Annotated in this window: 9 protein-coding genes; 1 reads left to right on the forward strand and 8 read right to left on the reverse strand. The window is 46.2% G+C overall.

Annotated features, from left to right (window positions below; genetic code table 11):
* Window positions 1-573: 573 nt before the first annotated feature.
* The 5 genes from QUA74_RS23315 to QUA74_RS23330 all read right to left on the reverse strand — a co-directional run bounded on the left by QUA74_RS23315 (window position 574) and on the right by QUA74_RS23330 (window position 7522).
* A complete protein-coding gene (locus QUA74_RS23315; protein ID WP_333333918.1) occupies window positions 574-4014 on the reverse strand; it encodes a plasmid replication protein, CyRepA1 family in 3441 nt (1146 codons plus the stop codon).
* A gap of 530 nt (window positions 4015-4544) precedes the next feature.
* Window positions 4545-6281, reverse strand: coding sequence for a helix-turn-helix transcriptional regulator (locus QUA74_RS23320; protein ID WP_333333920.1), 1737 nt, complete (start codon window positions 6279-6281; stop codon window positions 4545-4547).
* Window positions 6282-6581: 300 nt separating this feature from the next.
* Window positions 6582-7055 carry a hypothetical protein gene (locus tag QUA74_RS23325; RefSeq protein ID WP_333333923.1) on the reverse strand — a complete coding sequence of 158 codons (474 nt, stop codon included), beginning with the start codon at window positions 7053-7055 and terminating at the stop codon, window positions 6582-6584.
* 72 nt (window positions 7056-7127) lie between these two features.
* A complete protein-coding gene (locus QUA74_RS29960) occupies window positions 7128-7337 on the reverse strand; it encodes a DNA methyltransferase (RefSeq protein ID WP_445302171.1) in 210 nt (69 codons plus the stop codon).
* Window positions 7241-7522, reverse strand: a complete 282-nt coding sequence (locus QUA74_RS23330; RefSeq protein ID WP_333333925.1) for a hypothetical protein — start codon at window positions 7520-7522, stop codon at window positions 7241-7243. Before QUA74_RS23330 ends, QUA74_RS29960 begins: the two co-directional genes overlap by 97 nt.
* A 170-nt stretch (window positions 7523-7692) precedes the next feature.
* Here QUA74_RS23330 and QUA74_RS23335 point away from each other — a divergent pair, with 170 nt between their 5' ends.
* A complete protein-coding gene (locus tag QUA74_RS23335; RefSeq protein WP_333333927.1) occupies window positions 7693-8667 on the forward strand; it encodes a tyrosine-type recombinase/integrase in 975 nt (324 codons plus the stop codon).
* Between the two features lie 30 nt (window positions 8668-8697).
* On the opposite strand, the gene QUA74_RS23340 is transcribed toward QUA74_RS23335, so the two are convergent.
* The 3 genes from QUA74_RS23340 to QUA74_RS23350 form a co-directional block, all read right to left on the reverse strand.
* Window positions 8698-11529: a CHAT domain-containing tetratricopeptide repeat protein gene (locus QUA74_RS23340; protein WP_333333929.1), complete on the reverse strand. Its 2832-nt coding sequence runs from the start codon at window positions 11527-11529 to the stop codon at window positions 8698-8700.
* A gap of 30 nt (window positions 11530-11559) precedes the next feature.
* A complete protein-coding gene (locus tag QUA74_RS23345) occupies window positions 11560-14043 on the reverse strand; it encodes a CHAT domain-containing tetratricopeptide repeat protein (protein ID WP_333333931.1) in 2484 nt (827 codons plus the stop codon).
* Window positions 14044-14132: 89 nt separating this feature from the next.
* The gene (locus QUA74_RS23350; protein ID WP_333333933.1) at window positions 14133-16412 is read right to left on the reverse strand and encodes a CHAT domain-containing tetratricopeptide repeat protein; all 2280 of its coding nucleotides are present in this window, start codon (window positions 16410-16412) and stop codon (window positions 14133-14135) included.
* Window positions 16413-16463: the final 51 nt, after the last annotated feature.

The following is a 16463-nucleotide window of genomic DNA, read 5'->3' on the forward strand; positions in this document are numbered from 1 at the left end:
ATAATTATGAGTTAGCTCTAGGGGGATTAAATTGAAAACCTTCTATTATAGCATAGATTTTTTTTGCAAGAGGTCTATTATAGCATAGATTTTTTTTGCAAGAGGTCTAATATCCTCTATCAAACAAATCTCTAATTTAACTTGCGATCGATTGAAATTTTTCAAATTTTTACCGGATACCTGTCGGAGTTATTATTTATTGGCTTGAGATATGTTTATTGGCGATCGCTCACAGCATTACTTACTTTGAACAACGCGAACTGCGCCCTCCACAGAACTCCTGCGACAGGGGTATAGCTGTCTTTCAAGGCAATATTGTCTAAGACCGCACACAATTGCCAGGGCGATCGTTCAATCCGTAAGGTCCCGTCAAGCTGACGTTTGAAGAGTATTTTTTCAGCGAGCGGGCGCCGCGAGCGTCCAATACTGTACTGAGACGCGACCGGACTTCAGATGAGTCTTTTACATGAGGGTAAGGATTGTAAATACCTTAGCAGAGTAGGCTCTGCAGAACAGATGACCCTTTTCAGGTCGCGCTGGACTAAAAACGAATCACACTTTTTGGCAGCGTTCTCACGTCGCTCCTCCATCCGCCAGCTCTAAGCGGCGATCGCAAGTGTGGACGATCGCACCCGAAAGCAACGATTGCACCATCACTCGAGCGCCTGAGACAGCTTTAACCACATATTTTTGAACCTCACCAACAAACCGCACTAGCGCGCCCACCTTCAATGAGTGTCCTGCGTTCGCAGCTTCATCAATTGGTGGCACACCCCCGGATATCTTCATATCTTTATCCGACCCTGTGCCGCCTGGAATCCCTTCCAAACAGGGAGCCGCGGCTTCTGCCAAAGAGATGGCCTTCTCATCCCGCTGCTGCCAAGCTGCAAAAATCGCTGACCTGCCGTCGTTGGGGAACTGGAACTGGTAAACTCGAATGCGCTTGGGCCTGCCCAAAGCATCTCGTTCCTCCGACCTTTCTTGGCGAACCAGTCGCAGGGTAAAGCCCAGCTTCCCCTTCAAAACATACTGAACCACCTCCATTGGGTGGGCATTAGGGTGGACGTTGATACCCAGAAAATCTTTCACGTCCGCAGAATACTGCTTGACCCTTTGAGCAAAGGCTATCACCTCCGGGTCAGTCCCTCGATACTCCCTGTCTGAGTCAAAGAATTCCATCAGCCCCAACTTTTTGAGAGCTTCCACAGAAGCTTTCAGGAAGCGCAAATCTTGCGGGCAAACCTTCCCTTGACCCCTTTCTTGATGGCCTGCCAAGTGATTTTTATCTCGTTTCCTGACAAACTCTGGGTCATGGGTCAAATAGTAATGCAGGCGAATTTGAGGCAGCCAGCCGTCGTCGTCCTTCAATTTCAGCTCGGGCGTCACCGACACACCATAAGTCTCTTGCAGTTGGTACTTGCGCTCTTGATTGAGTTCGCCGTTTGTCTTGGAGCGCTTGTCCTTCAACTTCAGATACTCAGACAGAGTAATATCAGGAGCACCAGCAACAGCATCCGCTTCTACCCTGCGGTTCTCTTGCTGAATTGACTCAGCCTCTTCCTTAACCAGAGCAGCTCCGACATTTCGGAGAGTTAATTCATTTAACCGAGCATCAACCTCCCGGGCTAGCTGCTGCAAGAGCTTCCAGTTTTTGACCGCGCTGGCTGCTATTTGCTGCGCTAATCCCTCTAAAAGGAGTTGTTCTAGCTGATTTTCTCGGCACAGTTTTACCTGAAACCCTTCAGCTTTTAGGCTGTACCTAATCGCCTCCCTGTAATGCCACATTCCGGCATTAATTCTAGCAGCCATTTTTGCCCAAGTTCTCAGGTGAACCGGGTCGTGGGCCGCGTCGATGTCGAAGTCAACTCCTTGCAGCAAGCGAATATTGGTTTTGATAACCTTCTGCTGGGAAGCGAGGAGAGCTCGGTAAGAAGCGCTGCCGTTGCCAATTTTGCCAATGCCAAAGGGCGCTGTCCAAACAAAGATTGGAACATTTTCATCCCTGACGCGAGCGAGACCTTGCAAGGCATCGTTGACGGCAATTGCTCCTTTGAAAATGCCGAATACGGCTGTAAAATAACCCCGAATGTCGATGCTAACTCCTGTGCCAATGGTGGGGCTAGCGATGATGATGTCGTAGTTTTGAATGGTGGCATTAAGTTTCTCAACGCAGCCACAAGCAGGGTGGTTGGGGTCGGCTACTGACTCGCTATCAATCCTGAGAATGCGCTTGTCGGGAAATCGTTTTTGCAGTTGTGTTTCTAGATTGCGACACGACCATTTTCCTTTGACTTTTTGGGAGTCTTCAACAACCATAATGTGGGATCTTTCTCGCTCGATCGGGCAGCAGAGGGCGTGGCTTTTAAGGTCGCAACAGGTGATTTCTCCCGAGAGAATTTGCTCCATTTGAGCGAATAGTGGTGCGGGACTTTGAGTGGCGTAGAAGATCGCGTCCCGCTCTTTTTTAGGTTTCCACTCGTTGACGGCAATCCAAGGTTCGAGGGGGATGCCAGCAAGCGCCTTCAAGTAGTCGATCGCGCAATCAGATAAGTCAGCATCCTGGGCAACGATTAAGCCGCCGGTGGTTAAGACGGTGCGAATGAGTTCTTGCAGGGTTTGCAAGATGGCGACGCGGTTTTCGCGGCAGGTGCTGGAGTTCAAGGCGTGCCAGATGACTTGTTCGCACTCATCAATGAGGACGATCGCCCCAGACCAGTTTTCGGGGTTGAAACGGGCCATTGAGTGGGGGTGGAGGCTGTCTACACACAAGCCGTACCCGAATAATTTGCCTTCCGGCGAGTTCTTGGTTTCGTCGATGTAGTTGATTCCCAACCCGGCGCAGATGGCGCGGCCGAGCTGAATCCTGTGGGTGATGACTAGCACGCGGCGTTCGCCCGTGTTGAGGGCGTGGGAAACCAGGTGGGCGAGGGAGCGGGTTTTGCCGGTGCCTTTGGGGGATTTGATGCAGGCTAAGCCGGCCTCTGGATAGGGGAGTTCTCCCAGATAGCGAGAATTTAGCGTTAAAGACGCGGGATAGGTTAAAAGCCATGATTCCCTATCCTGCCAAAATTGGAAGCCTCGTGCTGCGTTTTTGAGGGCAATGAGCGCATCCTCGCCTCTGGCTACCACGAAATCGTCGATGCCTTTCTCCGGTCCTGGCAGAGTGATGACGCTGACGGAGCATTTGGCGGTGGTGAACAGGCGGCCGAGTTTGTCAATCTCGCGGTTGACGTTGAGGACGGTAGAGTGCTTGCTGTCGCGATCAAAGCCGATGTAGATTTCCCGCCCTGGGGTGGCGAAGTGTTGGAGTTCGGGGATGAGATAGGGGTTGCACTTCTCCCCTAGCGCGTTCTTGGTTCTGACACCCATTGTGACGCCGGGGAGGGCAATGGCCGCGTAGCCCATTGTGAGCAGGCAGGCGGCTTTTTTTACGCCTTCGACGATGGTGACGGGGATGTTGTTGAGCCAAACCCATTCCCAGAATTGAGGCGGGTTCGTGACGCCGGGGAGGGGCACAGGGGCAGAGGGGAGATTTTCGTCTCCCGTCTCCCCCGTTCCTGTGCTCCCCATCTCTAAGTCCTCTGGGTTTTCAGGGTTGATGGGGACGCCGTGGCGTTCTGCGACTTTTGCCCAGATGTGGTCTGGGACTTGCAGGAAGAAGGCTCTGGTGGGGGTTTTGGGGGGGTGTTCGTATTTTACGGGCTTGGTTTTACCGTTTGGGTCGAAGCTGTTGCGGGGCTGATAGGGTTTGAAGCAGCCCCAATACATGGGCTGCCAGTTGTTGAGGGGGTCAAGGCCCGAACACCACCAACCACCGTGCTCGATGTGGCTGTAGTGTTTTCTGGCCCACCGCCATTGTGCGTCGGGGTGGACTCTGCCGGAGGCGGCGTTAATTTCGTAGAGGAGGTAGGCGTAGGGGGCGTCGCCACTAAGAGTTTGCACGTTGAGGGCGAAGATGGCGGAGTCTACGCCGCTTTCTTGCCATTCATTGAGGGCGGACTTAGACAAGACCATAACGCACCCCCATGTTGGCTGTGTTGACCTTCTGGCCTAGTAGCAATGCGAAAGGCGCTCCAAGTTGCACCCGAATCTGGCTACCGCCAGAGCGCCTCATGAACGGGTCAGATGGAGTCAAGTGGACTGTGAGTCTCTGTGAGGACTGATTTTGAAGGTCAATGGCTGTGCTATCTCGATAAATCTTCACCGGGCTATTCCTTGAGTGGGGAACATCCCTTTGTCTCATGTTCTGAAAATCGCTGCTTGCACGCCGATCAAAGATAATTAATTAATAGTTAATCCGCGCGTAGTAAGGTTTTGAAATGCTTGCTAATCAAGAGTTTCAAAATTGAGTTGTCACCAGATCCGGGAGTTTTTGTCACCAGATCCGGGTGTTTTTGTCACTAGATCCGGGTGTGTCCGTAGTAAAGTCATAAGCCTTGCCTGGTAAAAGTTTAAAGGTGATTTTGAGGTCATTTTTGCCTTACTACGCAAAACTCCAGCCTTACTACGCTTGGGGCTGGAGTTGGGGTCAAGGGGACGGGAAGCTAGATTGACAATTCTGGTAGCACTTTAGGCAAGATTTTTTTGAGGTGGGCGGCGGTTTTGGGGCTAATTGGCTTGCCGCGCTGAAGCTGTGAGACTAGCTGCTGAGATATGCCCAGCTTTTCGGCGATGACTCTTTGCTTCGTCCAATCCTTTGCTTCACAAGCCTTCTGTATCGGTTCCCACTCTAACGGGGCAGCAAATGCTGATTTCCGTTTCCGGGGCAAAGATGCTGATTTTTTAGCAGCTATCAAGGCAGGAATTTTACCGGGAGGCTTGATGGTGACGCCAGCTTCTAGCAGTAAATCAATAATTCTTTTTTTGCAATCTTTGGGTTTACCTGTTGTACTTCCAGGACGCAACCATTCTGGGTAGGTTTCAGAGTCATATATAATCTGCCAATCTAACTCAGCTAGCTGCATTAAGGCTTTATCCCAACGTTGCTTCAGCTTACCAGCGTAGCGATGATCCTTACGGGCTAATTCAATCTCATTTTTCGGCATCACCATCTCTAGCACGGTCTTAACCGTGTATTTTCCATTTGTATGAATGGCGCTTTCTGTTGTTATATTGATGGCAATTAAGAATGCTAGCTCATCATGATACGGGTTCATTTTGAGCGTCGCTTCTGAAATCCAACCAAACTCATATAAGGCAACTGGAGGTCTGGCATTCTTGCCAGGTTTATTAAAGAAAAACTCAGCCCATCTACCCGCCCGAATGAAGGCTACTATTTCTGTTGGTTCATCAATTTCATCTGTGAAAATGTTACGCTGCCCGTAGCGCTCCACAGCAACGTCCCAAATGAGGGAATTCATATCGCATCCTAGCTTCCCGATATTCCATTTAATGGTAGCGTCCAGCTTTCTCAGAAGCTTCAGGCATTGCTCTATCCTGAGTAACTTCTGGGAAGTGGTCATATCTTTACGCTCACCCCAACCCATTAAGTCTATGAGGTTAGTGCCGCCATTTTTCCCAGTTCCAGCTAGCTTAATTTCAGTTCTCCAAGGCACAGCCTGTTGAAAAACATAGGCAGATAGTAAACAGTGGAGTTTGGCAGTATCTTTCCCCAAATTGCCAAATTCCTCAATAATTCCCCAGGCTGCCTTGCCTGTAAAGTAAAAATATTCTTTAGTAACTGGGTCTTTATCCTTTAAGGCTAACTTAACAAAACCCGTGCTGTAATTATCTCGAAAAAACACATTTTTATGGGTATCTTCTTGCCAATCCCAAATTCGTAATAAGGACTTGCAAGCCGTTCTAGGAGGGGCTGAGGTGAGTATTTGAGTGATTGTGGTGCTGATAAATAGCTGGGGTTCGGTTGCGGGAACTGTTTTTGAAGCCAGCCCCAGCATAGCGGTTAACTCATCTAGTGTCCGATTGGATAAATCGAGTGGCTCTAGAAAAATTAAAGCTGAATCAAGTGCCACGTTTTTCCATAAATTTTCCTCGGTTCTACCTGCCTGAAGCCAGAGGGTCAGATGATTTAATATCTCCTCTGCTTTTGTCAAGTAGAAAGCATCATCAACTATCTGCTCTTTGAGAAATTTTTCGAGTTCATCAACACACTTAGGACTAAAGCCTTCTAATGTTTCATCCCTTTTAGTAATTTCGGCATGAATCCCCATTGCTACATTCAAGGCCAAAGTTTCTAAAAAATTACTCTGGCGTAGCTTCTTGGCGTACTCTTGAATGCGGTCGCCATCTATCGTGGTGGTGGTGGTAGTAGATAACTCCATAGCCTAGCCTCTTAATGCTAATAATAGTTACAGGTTTGATAGACAAATATCTCACTTGCTTTCTCGAACCTTTTTGTAAGGAGTAACCCGAACTTTCCGTACTACCACGCCCTGTATCCCCAAAGCATTTGCGTTCCAGTGGTGGCGAGAGATAATGTGTTTTTCCACTAACTTCACGATCGAAAGCTCTCCCATATACTTGTCCCAATTCGCTCGTTACTACAGTTTACCATAACGCTATTATTTTAACATTTTCCAGTAATAATTTCCTGCTCTATCGCTGTTAATTTCTGCCCGAAACTAAGAACTGTTGATACAAGCTATTGTCAAATCTCGATCATCCCCTAACCCACAAACAGCCTTCGCACAGAGGGACGTTATGCTTCCGGTTTTTCCACTAATTTCTCCTGCAAAGCACATCTCTAAGAGCGTAGCATCGGCATAGTCATAGTTATTAGCATAGGGCGGCGAGGTAATGATTAAATCAGCAAAATCATCCGGTACGCCAAGACAAGTCCGAGCATCAGAGCGAACGCTCTTAGCAGTATTAGCTGCTGTTTTTCCTGCAATTCTCATGTCTTGAACCTGGGTTTGAACCATTAGCTCAAAAGCTGACAGCGGCGACAATACAGATTTTTTGGTTTGGTTTGGTAAGATGTACTGCCAAGGGGCAGTTCCAACGCAGGAAACATGGCAGAGAATGGCTATAATTGTCAGCCATACCAACTCGGATTGAGGAGAATCGTCAGCTAATTGTTTCCAAGCCTGCCACAATCGATTTAAGCCTTCAAGGGAGCGATCGCTAAAACAAGAACGAATCAGAGCCGGATAATTATCTACACAGCCCTACAAATTTTCGGCACGTATTTTGACCTTTCTTATATGCTCTAAATAAAGAGCGGGGTCAGTTCGATATAACAACTTGGCTGAAGCAATCCTAGCAACGAAGGGATGAGCTTCTACTCCCAAACATTCAACCCCCATTTTCTCAGCAGCAAGCAGCGTCGTCCCCGCACCGGCAAATGGATCGAAGACAGTCGCACTCCCCCGTTCCAAGGCTTTAGCAATAACGGTTTCGACCCAAGAGGCCGAGAAACCCACACGCTCATCTCGCACCAGCGGTGAACGGGCAACTTCATGTTGTCTGTAAAGGTTGAAAAGGTGCTGTTGCCCTCTTGAGAGAGAGGGGGCGGCGCTAGCGGCAGAACTTCCCCAAGAGGCAGCTTTAATTGTTTGACCATCAAAATTTATGCTCGTTCACTCAATTGCAGCGATCGCCGCTGCGCCTGCAAGGTTTTGGATCCCACCGCTCATCATTAGTACGCTCGCCGAACGGACTGGTAAATTATCCATCTTTTTGCACCCCAGATTCAGGTAATCTGGTCTGGAAAGCCAAATTATCAGACCGGCTATGGACTTAGAACACGCTGCTAATTCCTTTGGAGAAATAGCTTCGACGCGCGACCTAGTGGCAGAGCTGTTAGCTGCCAAGCGCTCTGTCAACACTAGGCGTGCTTATGAGAAAGACTTGTACGATTTCTTTGCGACAATGACGGGGCAGGAACCGCACCCGGCATTGGTACGCGAGTTTCTACGGCTGAACCGCTTCGCCGCTGTCGCAGTGGTTCTCAAGTATAAAGCCAAACTAATCGACAAGGGACTCAAGGAAGCGACGATTAATCGGCGGCTGGCGGCTATCAAAAGTTTGGTGAATTTTGCTCGGAAGGTGGGCGAGTGCGAGTGGAGTTTGGTAGATGTTGAAGGAGAGAAGGTGGTTCCTTACCGGGATACTACAGGGTTTGGCCGAGTTGCTTCTGAGAATGTGGCGGCGATGCAGTCGGTGTTGTCCATTCCTGACCGGAGTACACCCCAGGGAAAGCGCGACTATGCAGTTCTCCGGCTGCTGTGGGACAATGCGCTGCGCCGGGGGGAGATCGGCGGAGCCAATATAGGCGACTTTGACCCGCTGGCCCGAACTCTGAACATTTACGGCAAAGGTAGGGGAACTCAAGCGCAGCTAATTGACTTGCACAACGCGACGGCAGATGCGATTTCTGATTGGCTGAGCGTGCGGGGAGCTGCAATGCCCCAAGAGCCTTTATTTATTGCTTTGACAAAGCGGGAATATGGGTTGAGGTTGAGCGGGTACGCTATTTACAAGCTTGTTTTCTCAACTTGCTCCGCTGCGGGAATTCCTAAAAGAATCAGCCCGCACAGAATACGCCACGCTGCAATTACGACTCTGTTAGATGCAAGCAACGGCAATACGCGAATGGCGCAGAAGTTGAGCCGCCATACGAGCTCGAACGTCCTTAATTGCTACGATGATAATCGGCAGAGCTTGCAGCGAGAAGCGTCGGGGCTGCTAGCTAGTTTGGTACGCTAAGTCAATATATGAAATAGTTTTACTTGGTAATTAGGGTTGACCAATAAGAGTAAAGGCAGCCCAAGCTCTGGAATTGTTTGGGTGTTGCTGCATTATTGTTAACATTGCGCTTCGCAACGCTTGGGCTTTATTCAACTTGCGCTTGTAGAAATTTTTATAGAATTCAGTCATCAATTCAGCGGTGGGGGCATCTGGTACAGCCCACAAAGAAACTATTATACTGGGTACTCCAGCAGAAATTAGGGAGCGAGACAACCCAATGACCCCATCTCCTGCTAATCGACCTCTCCCCGTGTCACAGGCACTTAGAACTACCAATTCGGCATTTAATTTTAGCTCTTTAATTTCTCCGGCTGTGAGCAGACCATTATCTTCCTCATCAGATGCCAGAACGATCGCGCCCGGTATGCCTAGTCTCTCAAAATCATCCAGTAACCCATGAGTTGCTAGGTGAATAATTCCTGAAGAGGGCATCTGTTGCAAAATGGCTACCTTGGTGGCTTTGTCACCAATAATAGGTTGAGTATTCAGGAGAGATGCAATGTCTTTTGCTTCTCTTTCAGCACCTGGTAGAGGTCTTAACGATTTCAGGCAGTCTTGTAAAAGTAAGGATTTGTCATAGCTACCTCCAGAACAGGTTGTGCATACAGATTTTGCCGTCTTTATTGTTTGAGGACTATCGAATTGAGGTGATTGACCGCTCTCCAAAGCAATCTTGGGCATAGTAGGATTGCCGACCACCAGTGCTTTTACCTCTGCTAAATTTGGGTCTTGTTTTTGTTTTTTTTCCCGCAGTGACGCTGAAAGGTTTTGAGTTATAGCTAGCACCTGAATCGAAGGAACTGTAAGAATGGTGTGCTTTTCAATTAAGTACCGACCTGAAGCATCCCAAAGCGCAGGAAAGGGAACGAGAAACAGAGATCCAGTAGGAATGAAGATGACGTGAGAATTAGTATCTGTTGGTAAGAGGTCAGCAATCGGTTCGATTAGAAATTCGTGGAGTTGCCTTAATTGTTGGTTGTTGATTGATGAAACTTCATCGCTGGTTACTGCGAAAGCATCTCGACCCCTTACACCTATGGATTCACGGGCGAAGTCAACGAATTGTCCCAGGGGTGTATTCTGTTGCTTTAAAAAGGTGATATCGACTGAGCGAAAGGTGACGCAGCCTGTGGGCTGAATTACCCAAATTAAGAGGTCTGTATTTCGATATTTTGGTTGTCCTTGTCCTTGTAAACTATGGTAAATAACCGAGTATTCAACTAGAGTTGCATTTTGTTGTTTGGCGATAGATTTTATGTTTTCTAAAGTGGTATAATCCGAGGGAGGTTGAGTAGAAAAACGGGTCGTCAGTAATTCTACAAGCGCACGGGTACGTCCCTGCTCGGCAACTTCCAAAGCTGCATCGGTTTCGCCTCGGGCAATCAAGGCTTGCTGGAGGTGGCGGTAAGTTTTAGCCTGGACATCAAAAATAGACACTTTATAGGTATCGTAAGTGCCTAATCCTACTCGTATAGAATCCCAAATTTTAATTGCTTCTCGTAGCGTCTTTTCGGCTTGCTCAAAATTTCCCGATCGAAAGAAAGCGCAGCCAAGGTTGTTCAGCGTGCCTGCCTCTAAATGATGATCTTGCAGTTTTCGTGCGATCGTTAAACTTTGCTGATAAGAATCAATGGCTTTTTCACAATCTCCGAGTTCATTATATACATTGCCTAAATTTTCCCAAGCCTGCCTCTCTACAGGGTGCTCTGGAATTTGTCGCGCAATTTTGAGACTTTGCTGAGAGAACTCAATCGCTGTAGCATAATCTCCCTTGAAATAGTAAGCTTCACCTAATTTTGCCAGCGCATGAGCTAACAACTGGCGATTAGGTAGTTCCCGTACAATTGCTAAAAACTGCTGCTGGTACTCAATTGCTTTGTCATAAAGTCCCGCGTTAAGGCAAACTGAGCCTAGCTTTCCTAGTATCTGCCCTTCCAACTCACGCTTGTGTAGTAATTGTGCGAGACCTAAACTCTGCTGATAGAATTCACTTGCCTTGGTTACGTCTCCCAAAGATTGGTAAACCATTCCCAGTTTGCAATGAATCCAGGCTTCTCTTTGATACTGAAAGTTATATGGTTCTGAAGAAGCCTTGAGTTCTTGTGCGATTATCAAGCATTGCTGATAAGATTCAATTGCCTTAGCATAGTCTCCCAAGGAAAAGTAGGCTGATCCCAAATTTTCTAGTACCCACGCTTCATCCTCGCGGTCTTGAAGTTCCTGCATAATAGCAAGACTTTGCTGATAATACTCAATTGCTTTTCCATAATTGTTAAAATCACTGTAGGCTGATCCTAAATTTTCTAGTACCCACGCTTCATTCTGACGGTCTTCGATTTCTCGTGCTATGAATAAACTTTGTTGATAATGCTGAATTGCTTCGCGATAACTTCCCATAGCAGCGTAAGCCAGTCCCAGTTTGTTCAGACTCCTTCCTTCCTCCTGAACGTCTTCGAGTTTCTGGGCAATGAGCCAACTCTGCTGATGGCATTCAATTGCTTTGATATTGTTTCCTAGACTGTAGTAAACATTGCCCAGGCTATCTAAAGCTGTATGTTCTCCTTCTTCGTCTTCAAGTTCCCGCACTAGCCCTAAATACTGTTGATAGAACTCAATCGCTTTGACGTAATTTCTCATGTCGTTATAGATAAGTCCTATATTTTCTAGAGCTTCTGCTTCACCTTGGCGGTGTTTGATTTGCTGGTAAATATTGAGTGCTTCTTGCAAAGACTCTATGGCAGCTCCAGATTTACCAGTTTCATACTCCTCAATACCTTGCTGTATCAGTTGGTCAGCTTTAGCTTTTGGCTGTGCATTCATTTTGCCTTTGTAATTATATTGAAAAGTTTTTCAGCTTGGGCTGTCAGCATCCACAGGTTTCGATGCCCACTCTGCTTCACCTATCAGTGTAAAGGCTGCCCAAGATCGGGGGTTAGGATTTTGTTTCATTGTCATTAGCATCGCTTGTCGCAATGCTTGAGCTTTGTCGAGGTTGTTTTTAAGATTTTGATAAAATGCAGTCATTAAGAATGCAGTAGGGATATCTGGTACTGCCCACAAGGACACAACAATACTGGAAACACCAGCAGAAATGAACGACCGTGACAACCCCACCACACCATCTCCTGTAACTCTACCTCGCCCTGTGTCGCACGCACTTAAAACTAATAGTTCAGCATTAAGTTCCAGACCTAAAATTTCTTCAGGGGTGAGTATACCGTCATCTTCCCCGCAGGGTGCGAGAGCGATCGCCCCTGGTACGCCCTTACCCTTGAAGTCATCCAGTAACCCGTGGGTGGCTAAGTGAATAATCCTTGCCTTTGGCATCTTTTGTAAAATGGTGTTCTTAGTAGCTTTGTCACCTGTCAGGACTTGAGTCTTCAGAAGACGAGCAATCTCGATAGCTTCGTGTTGAGAACCGGGTAGAGGTCTTAAATGCCTGGGCGGTTGCCCAATCTCCGACGTTATTTTGGGCATTGTCGGATTGCCCACTATTAGCGCTTCGGACTCTAACTCTTTGGCTCGTTGCTGTTGATGACGAGTTAAGTCTAAAACTTGAATTGAAGGAGCTGTAAGGAGGGTATGTTTTTCAATCAGATATTTGCCTTCAGTGTCTTGCAAAGCAGGAAAGGGAAGAAGAAATAAAGCTCCTTGAGGGATGAAAGTAACATGAGCATTTGCATCCGTTGGCAAGAAGTCTTCAATGGGTAGAATTAAAAGGTCGTAGAGTTTCCGTAAAAACTCTTTTTCAGATTGCTGAAACTCAGGGTCGCTAACCACTACCGCATCGCGCCCCCTTGCCCCAATAAATTGACGGGAACTAATTACTAACTCCGCCAGCGATTTTTTATGTAGTTGCCATAAAGGTTTGAGATCGACTTGGCGAAAATATACTTTTCCAGTTGGTTGAATTACCCAAATAAAAAGTTCAGATTCCTGGCTGTTCTCTTGGCCTTGGACTTGGAACTCCTTATAAATGATTGAATATTCAACGAATGTGGCATTCTGAGCTTTAGTAATTTGTTTAATTTTATGAATAGTTGGTAATTCAAGATTTAAGTGAGTAGCTGTGGCAGCAGATAATCGCCTTGATAATAACTCTACAAATGCACGGGCTCGTCCCCGTTCAGCCACTTCCAGTGCCGGAGCAATTTTATTCTGAAGTATGAGAACTTTTTGCAAATGATTATAGGTACGAGATTGTTCTTCAAAAATCGACACTTTATAGGCATCATTGCTACCTAATCTTGCTCTTAGAGACTCCCAAACTTCAATTCCAGCCAGTAATGTTTTTTCTGCGTTCATAAAATTGCCAGATTGCCAGAAAGTATAGCCTAGATTATTCAAAGATTGCGCCTCTCCCAGACTGTCTTGAATTTCCCGTGCAATTTCTAAAGTCTTTTGATAGTAATTAATTGCTAGGGTGCAGTCTCCTTGGGAAAGGTAAACATTTCCTAAATTTCCTAGAGACCGTCCTTCCCCTTGCGGATCTCCAATTTGGCGTGCGATCGCCAGGCTTCTTTTATGGTATTCAATCGCCTTGGTACACTCTTCTAGGGCGAGATAAACACTTCCCAAATTTCCCAGAGCTTGCTCTTGTCCTAGGCAATCTCCAATTTCGTGTGCGATCGCCAAACTCCTTTCATAGCAATTAATCGCCTTGGCATATTCTTTCAGGGGAAGGTAAGCATTTCCCAAATTTCCCAAAGCCTGCTCCTCTCCCAAACGATCCTGAAATTCCCGGGCAATAACCCAGCATTGCTTGTAGCACTCAATTGCTTTAATATACTCTCCCAAAGCTAGGTAAGCATTTCCCAAATTTCCCAAAGCCTGCCCCTCCCCGTGGCGGTCTTTGATTTTCAGCCTAATTGCCAAACTCTGCTGCTGGTAATCAATTGCTTTGATATACTCTCCCAAAGCTAGGTAAGCATTTCCTAAATTCCCTAAAGCTTGTCCTTCCCAATACCGATCTTTCAGCTTCCGTGCAATTCCCAGACTTTGCTGTTGGTAGTCAATAGCTTGGATATAATTTCCTAGTGCTTCGGAAACATTTCCCAAATTTCCTAGAGCTTGTCCCTCTCCGCGCCGATCTTTGAGCTCCAGTGCAATTGCTAGATCTTGTTCATAGCACTTAATTGCCTCAACATAATTTCCTAATTCCTTATACACAATCCCCAAGTTTCCCCAAACTACCCCCTCTCTGTGGCGATCTTCAAGTTTTTGATATATAGTCAGTGCTTGTTTCCAAAAGATTAAGGCAGATTCAAATTGACTGGCTTGATACTGCATAAAACCCTGCATAAACAGTATGTCTGCTAAAGTTTTCGATTGCATCACGCACATCTCCTAGTTTTTACCTATTTATACTGTCCCGATCTTGCCATCTCTACTTTTTGCAATCAAAACTCAGTTAGATTCCCTGCTTATTCCGCTTCACCAATTAGTGTAAATGCGGCCCAAGATCGCAAGCTATTTGGATGCTGTATCATGCTCGTTAACATCGCCTGACGCAGTGCTTGAGCTTTATCGAAACCTCGATCTAGATTTTGATAGAAATCCATCATTAATTCTGCCGTTGCAGCATCAAAGACCGCCCATAGAGATACAATTACACTCTTGACTCCGGCAGAAATCAGGGAGCGAGATAATCCCGTAACACCGTCTCCTGTCAAGCGACCTCTACCTGTATCGCAAGCACTCAAGACAACGAGTTCAGCGTTGAGCTGCATCTGTAAGATTTCTCCTGCCGTAAGCAGTCCGTTATCTTCCCCTGATGGAGCTAGAGCGATCGCCCCTGGAATCTCCGCGCCTGTAAAGTCATCTAGTAACCCGTGAGTGGCTAGGTGAATAATCCGTGCTTCAGTCATTTGTTGTGCGATGCTTTTTTTAGTAGCTGCATCACCAATGATGGCTTTAGTTTTGAAAAGCTTGGCAATCTCAATTGCTTCGCGTTCAGCACCAGGAAGAGATCTTAACCGTTGAGGGGGTTTTCCAATTTCAAGGCAAACCTGGGGCATTGTCGGATTGCCTACCACCAGTATATCATTATTTTTTCCTCGTACTTGCTGCCGTTGCCGGTGGGTTAAATCTAGAATTTGGATGGAAGGGGCTGTGAGAATCGTATGTTTTTCGATTAAGTATTTACCGTTAGCATCTTGTAGAGCTGGGAAAGGAACTAGAAATAAAGATTCGTGAGGGATAAAAATAACCTTTTCATTAACATTTTTTGGCAGACAATCAGCAATAGGTTGGATTAGTATTTCATGGATATGCTGTAGATTTTGGTCGTCTGTGTTTGTTGAGTCAGGGGTGTTAACTGGCAAAGCGTCCCGTCCCCTAACACCTATGGATTCGCGGGTCGTGCTGACGAAATCTGCAAGCGCTGTGTTATGTTTCTGCCATAATGGTTTGAGGTTAACCCTCTGAAACGTAACTGTACCTAGCGGCTGTATTACCCAAATAAACAGTTCTGATTCCTTGGCTTGTAGTTTCCCTTCAGTTCTAAACCCATCGTAGATAATCGAGTATTCAACAAGAGTGGCATTGTGTTCTGTGGCTATTTGCTTGATGTGTTCAATTTTGGGTGGAGTTCCTGTAAATTGAGAATCGGTACGTTCTCGCAGTTTGCCAGCTAAAAACTCTACGAACATACGGGAACGCCCGCGCTCTGAAATTTCTAAGGCTTCTTCAAGTTTGTTTTGGTCAATCAGAGCTGTTTGCAGAAGGCGATAGGTTAAATCTTGTGTTTCAAAAAATGACACTTTTGGCGCAACATCTTCGCCTAATTCTGACCGCAGAGATTCCCCTATTTGAATAGCCTCATATAGATAAATTGTCGCTTTTTCAAAATCGCCACACTTTAATAAAGCATCACCTAGATTTTTTAGAGAATCTACTTCCCCGATCCGATATTTGATTTCTCGAATAATCGACAAACTCTGCTGGTGGTGTTCAATCTCTCTTTGATAGTCCCCTAGCTCACCGTAAACCAGTCCCAGTCTTCCTATAGTATGTGCTTCACCCCGACGGTCTCCAATTTCTTGCTTAATTTTTAAACTTTTTTGATAAGATTTAATAGCTTTATTAAGTTCTCCTGTAACATAGTAAAACCATCCTAAATTACCCAAAACATTCGCTTGTTCGCGAATATCTTTAAGTTTTTGGGTTAGTTTAAGACTTTTTTCTAAATAGTCTATTGCTTTGTCATAGTCTCCTATAATTTGGCAGGCATTTCCTAGATTACCTAGAGCTGCTGCTTGCATCCGAATGTCTGGGATATTCTGGGCAATTTCTAAACCTTGTTCGTAATAATTAATCGCTGGTTCGTATCGTCCCAGCTCAATGTAAACATTTCCTAGATTAATCAGGACATCTCCTGAGCCTTTATAGTCTTGGATTTCTATGGCGATTGCCATAGCCTTGTCCAGGTAATCAATTGCTTTTGCATAGTCTCCTAGACCTTCGCAAGCTAGCCCTAAATTTGTCAAAACTGCTCCTTCTGCCTGCCGGATACCAAGTTCTCGATAGATGCCAAGTGACTTGTTCCAAGAATGTAAAGCAGCTTCAAATTGACAGGCATGAAACTGATCGTAACCTTGCATAAGTAGCAAATCTGCACGTTGCAGAAGGCGGCGATTTAGGGATGAATTACTCTCTTGATTTGCCTTCAAACTTTCTGCCTCTTGACCGCTGGAACTGTCCATAATAATTTGTTGACAATCTTGTTGTTTTTGTGACTCCTAAGTAATGCCTAA

The organism is Microcoleus sp. LAD1_D3 (genome assembly GCF_036702135.1).
GTDB lineage: Bacteria > Cyanobacteriota > Cyanobacteriia > Cyanobacteriales > Microcoleaceae > Microcoleus.

Excerpts from the sequence above, each read along its gene's own strand:
- QUA74_RS23315 (WP_333333918.1), bottom strand. The coding sequence starts at position 4,014 with ATGGTCTTGTCTAAGTCCGCCCTCAATGAATGGCAAGAAAGCGGCGTA.
- QUA74_RS23320 (WP_333333920.1), bottom strand. The coding sequence starts at position 6,281 with ATGGAGTTATCTACTACCACCACCACCACGATAGATGGCGACCGCATT.
- QUA74_RS23330 (WP_333333925.1), bottom strand. The coding sequence starts at position 7,522 with ATGGTCAAACAATTAAAGCTGCCTCTTGGGGAAGTTCTGCCGCTAGCG.
- QUA74_RS23335 (WP_333333927.1), top strand. The coding sequence starts at position 7,693 with ATGGACTTAGAACACGCTGCTAATTCCTTTGGAGAAATAGCTTCGACG.
- QUA74_RS23340 (WP_333333929.1), bottom strand. The coding sequence starts at position 11,529 with ATGAATGCACAGCCAAAAGCTAAAGCTGACCAACTGATACAGCAAGGT.
- QUA74_RS23345 (WP_333333931.1), bottom strand. The coding sequence starts at position 14,043 with ATGCAATCGAAAACTTTAGCAGACATACTGTTTATGCAGGGTTTTATG.
- QUA74_RS23350 (WP_333333933.1), bottom strand. The coding sequence starts at position 16,412 with ATGGACAGTTCCAGCGGTCAAGAGGCAGAAAGTTTGAAGGCAAATCAA.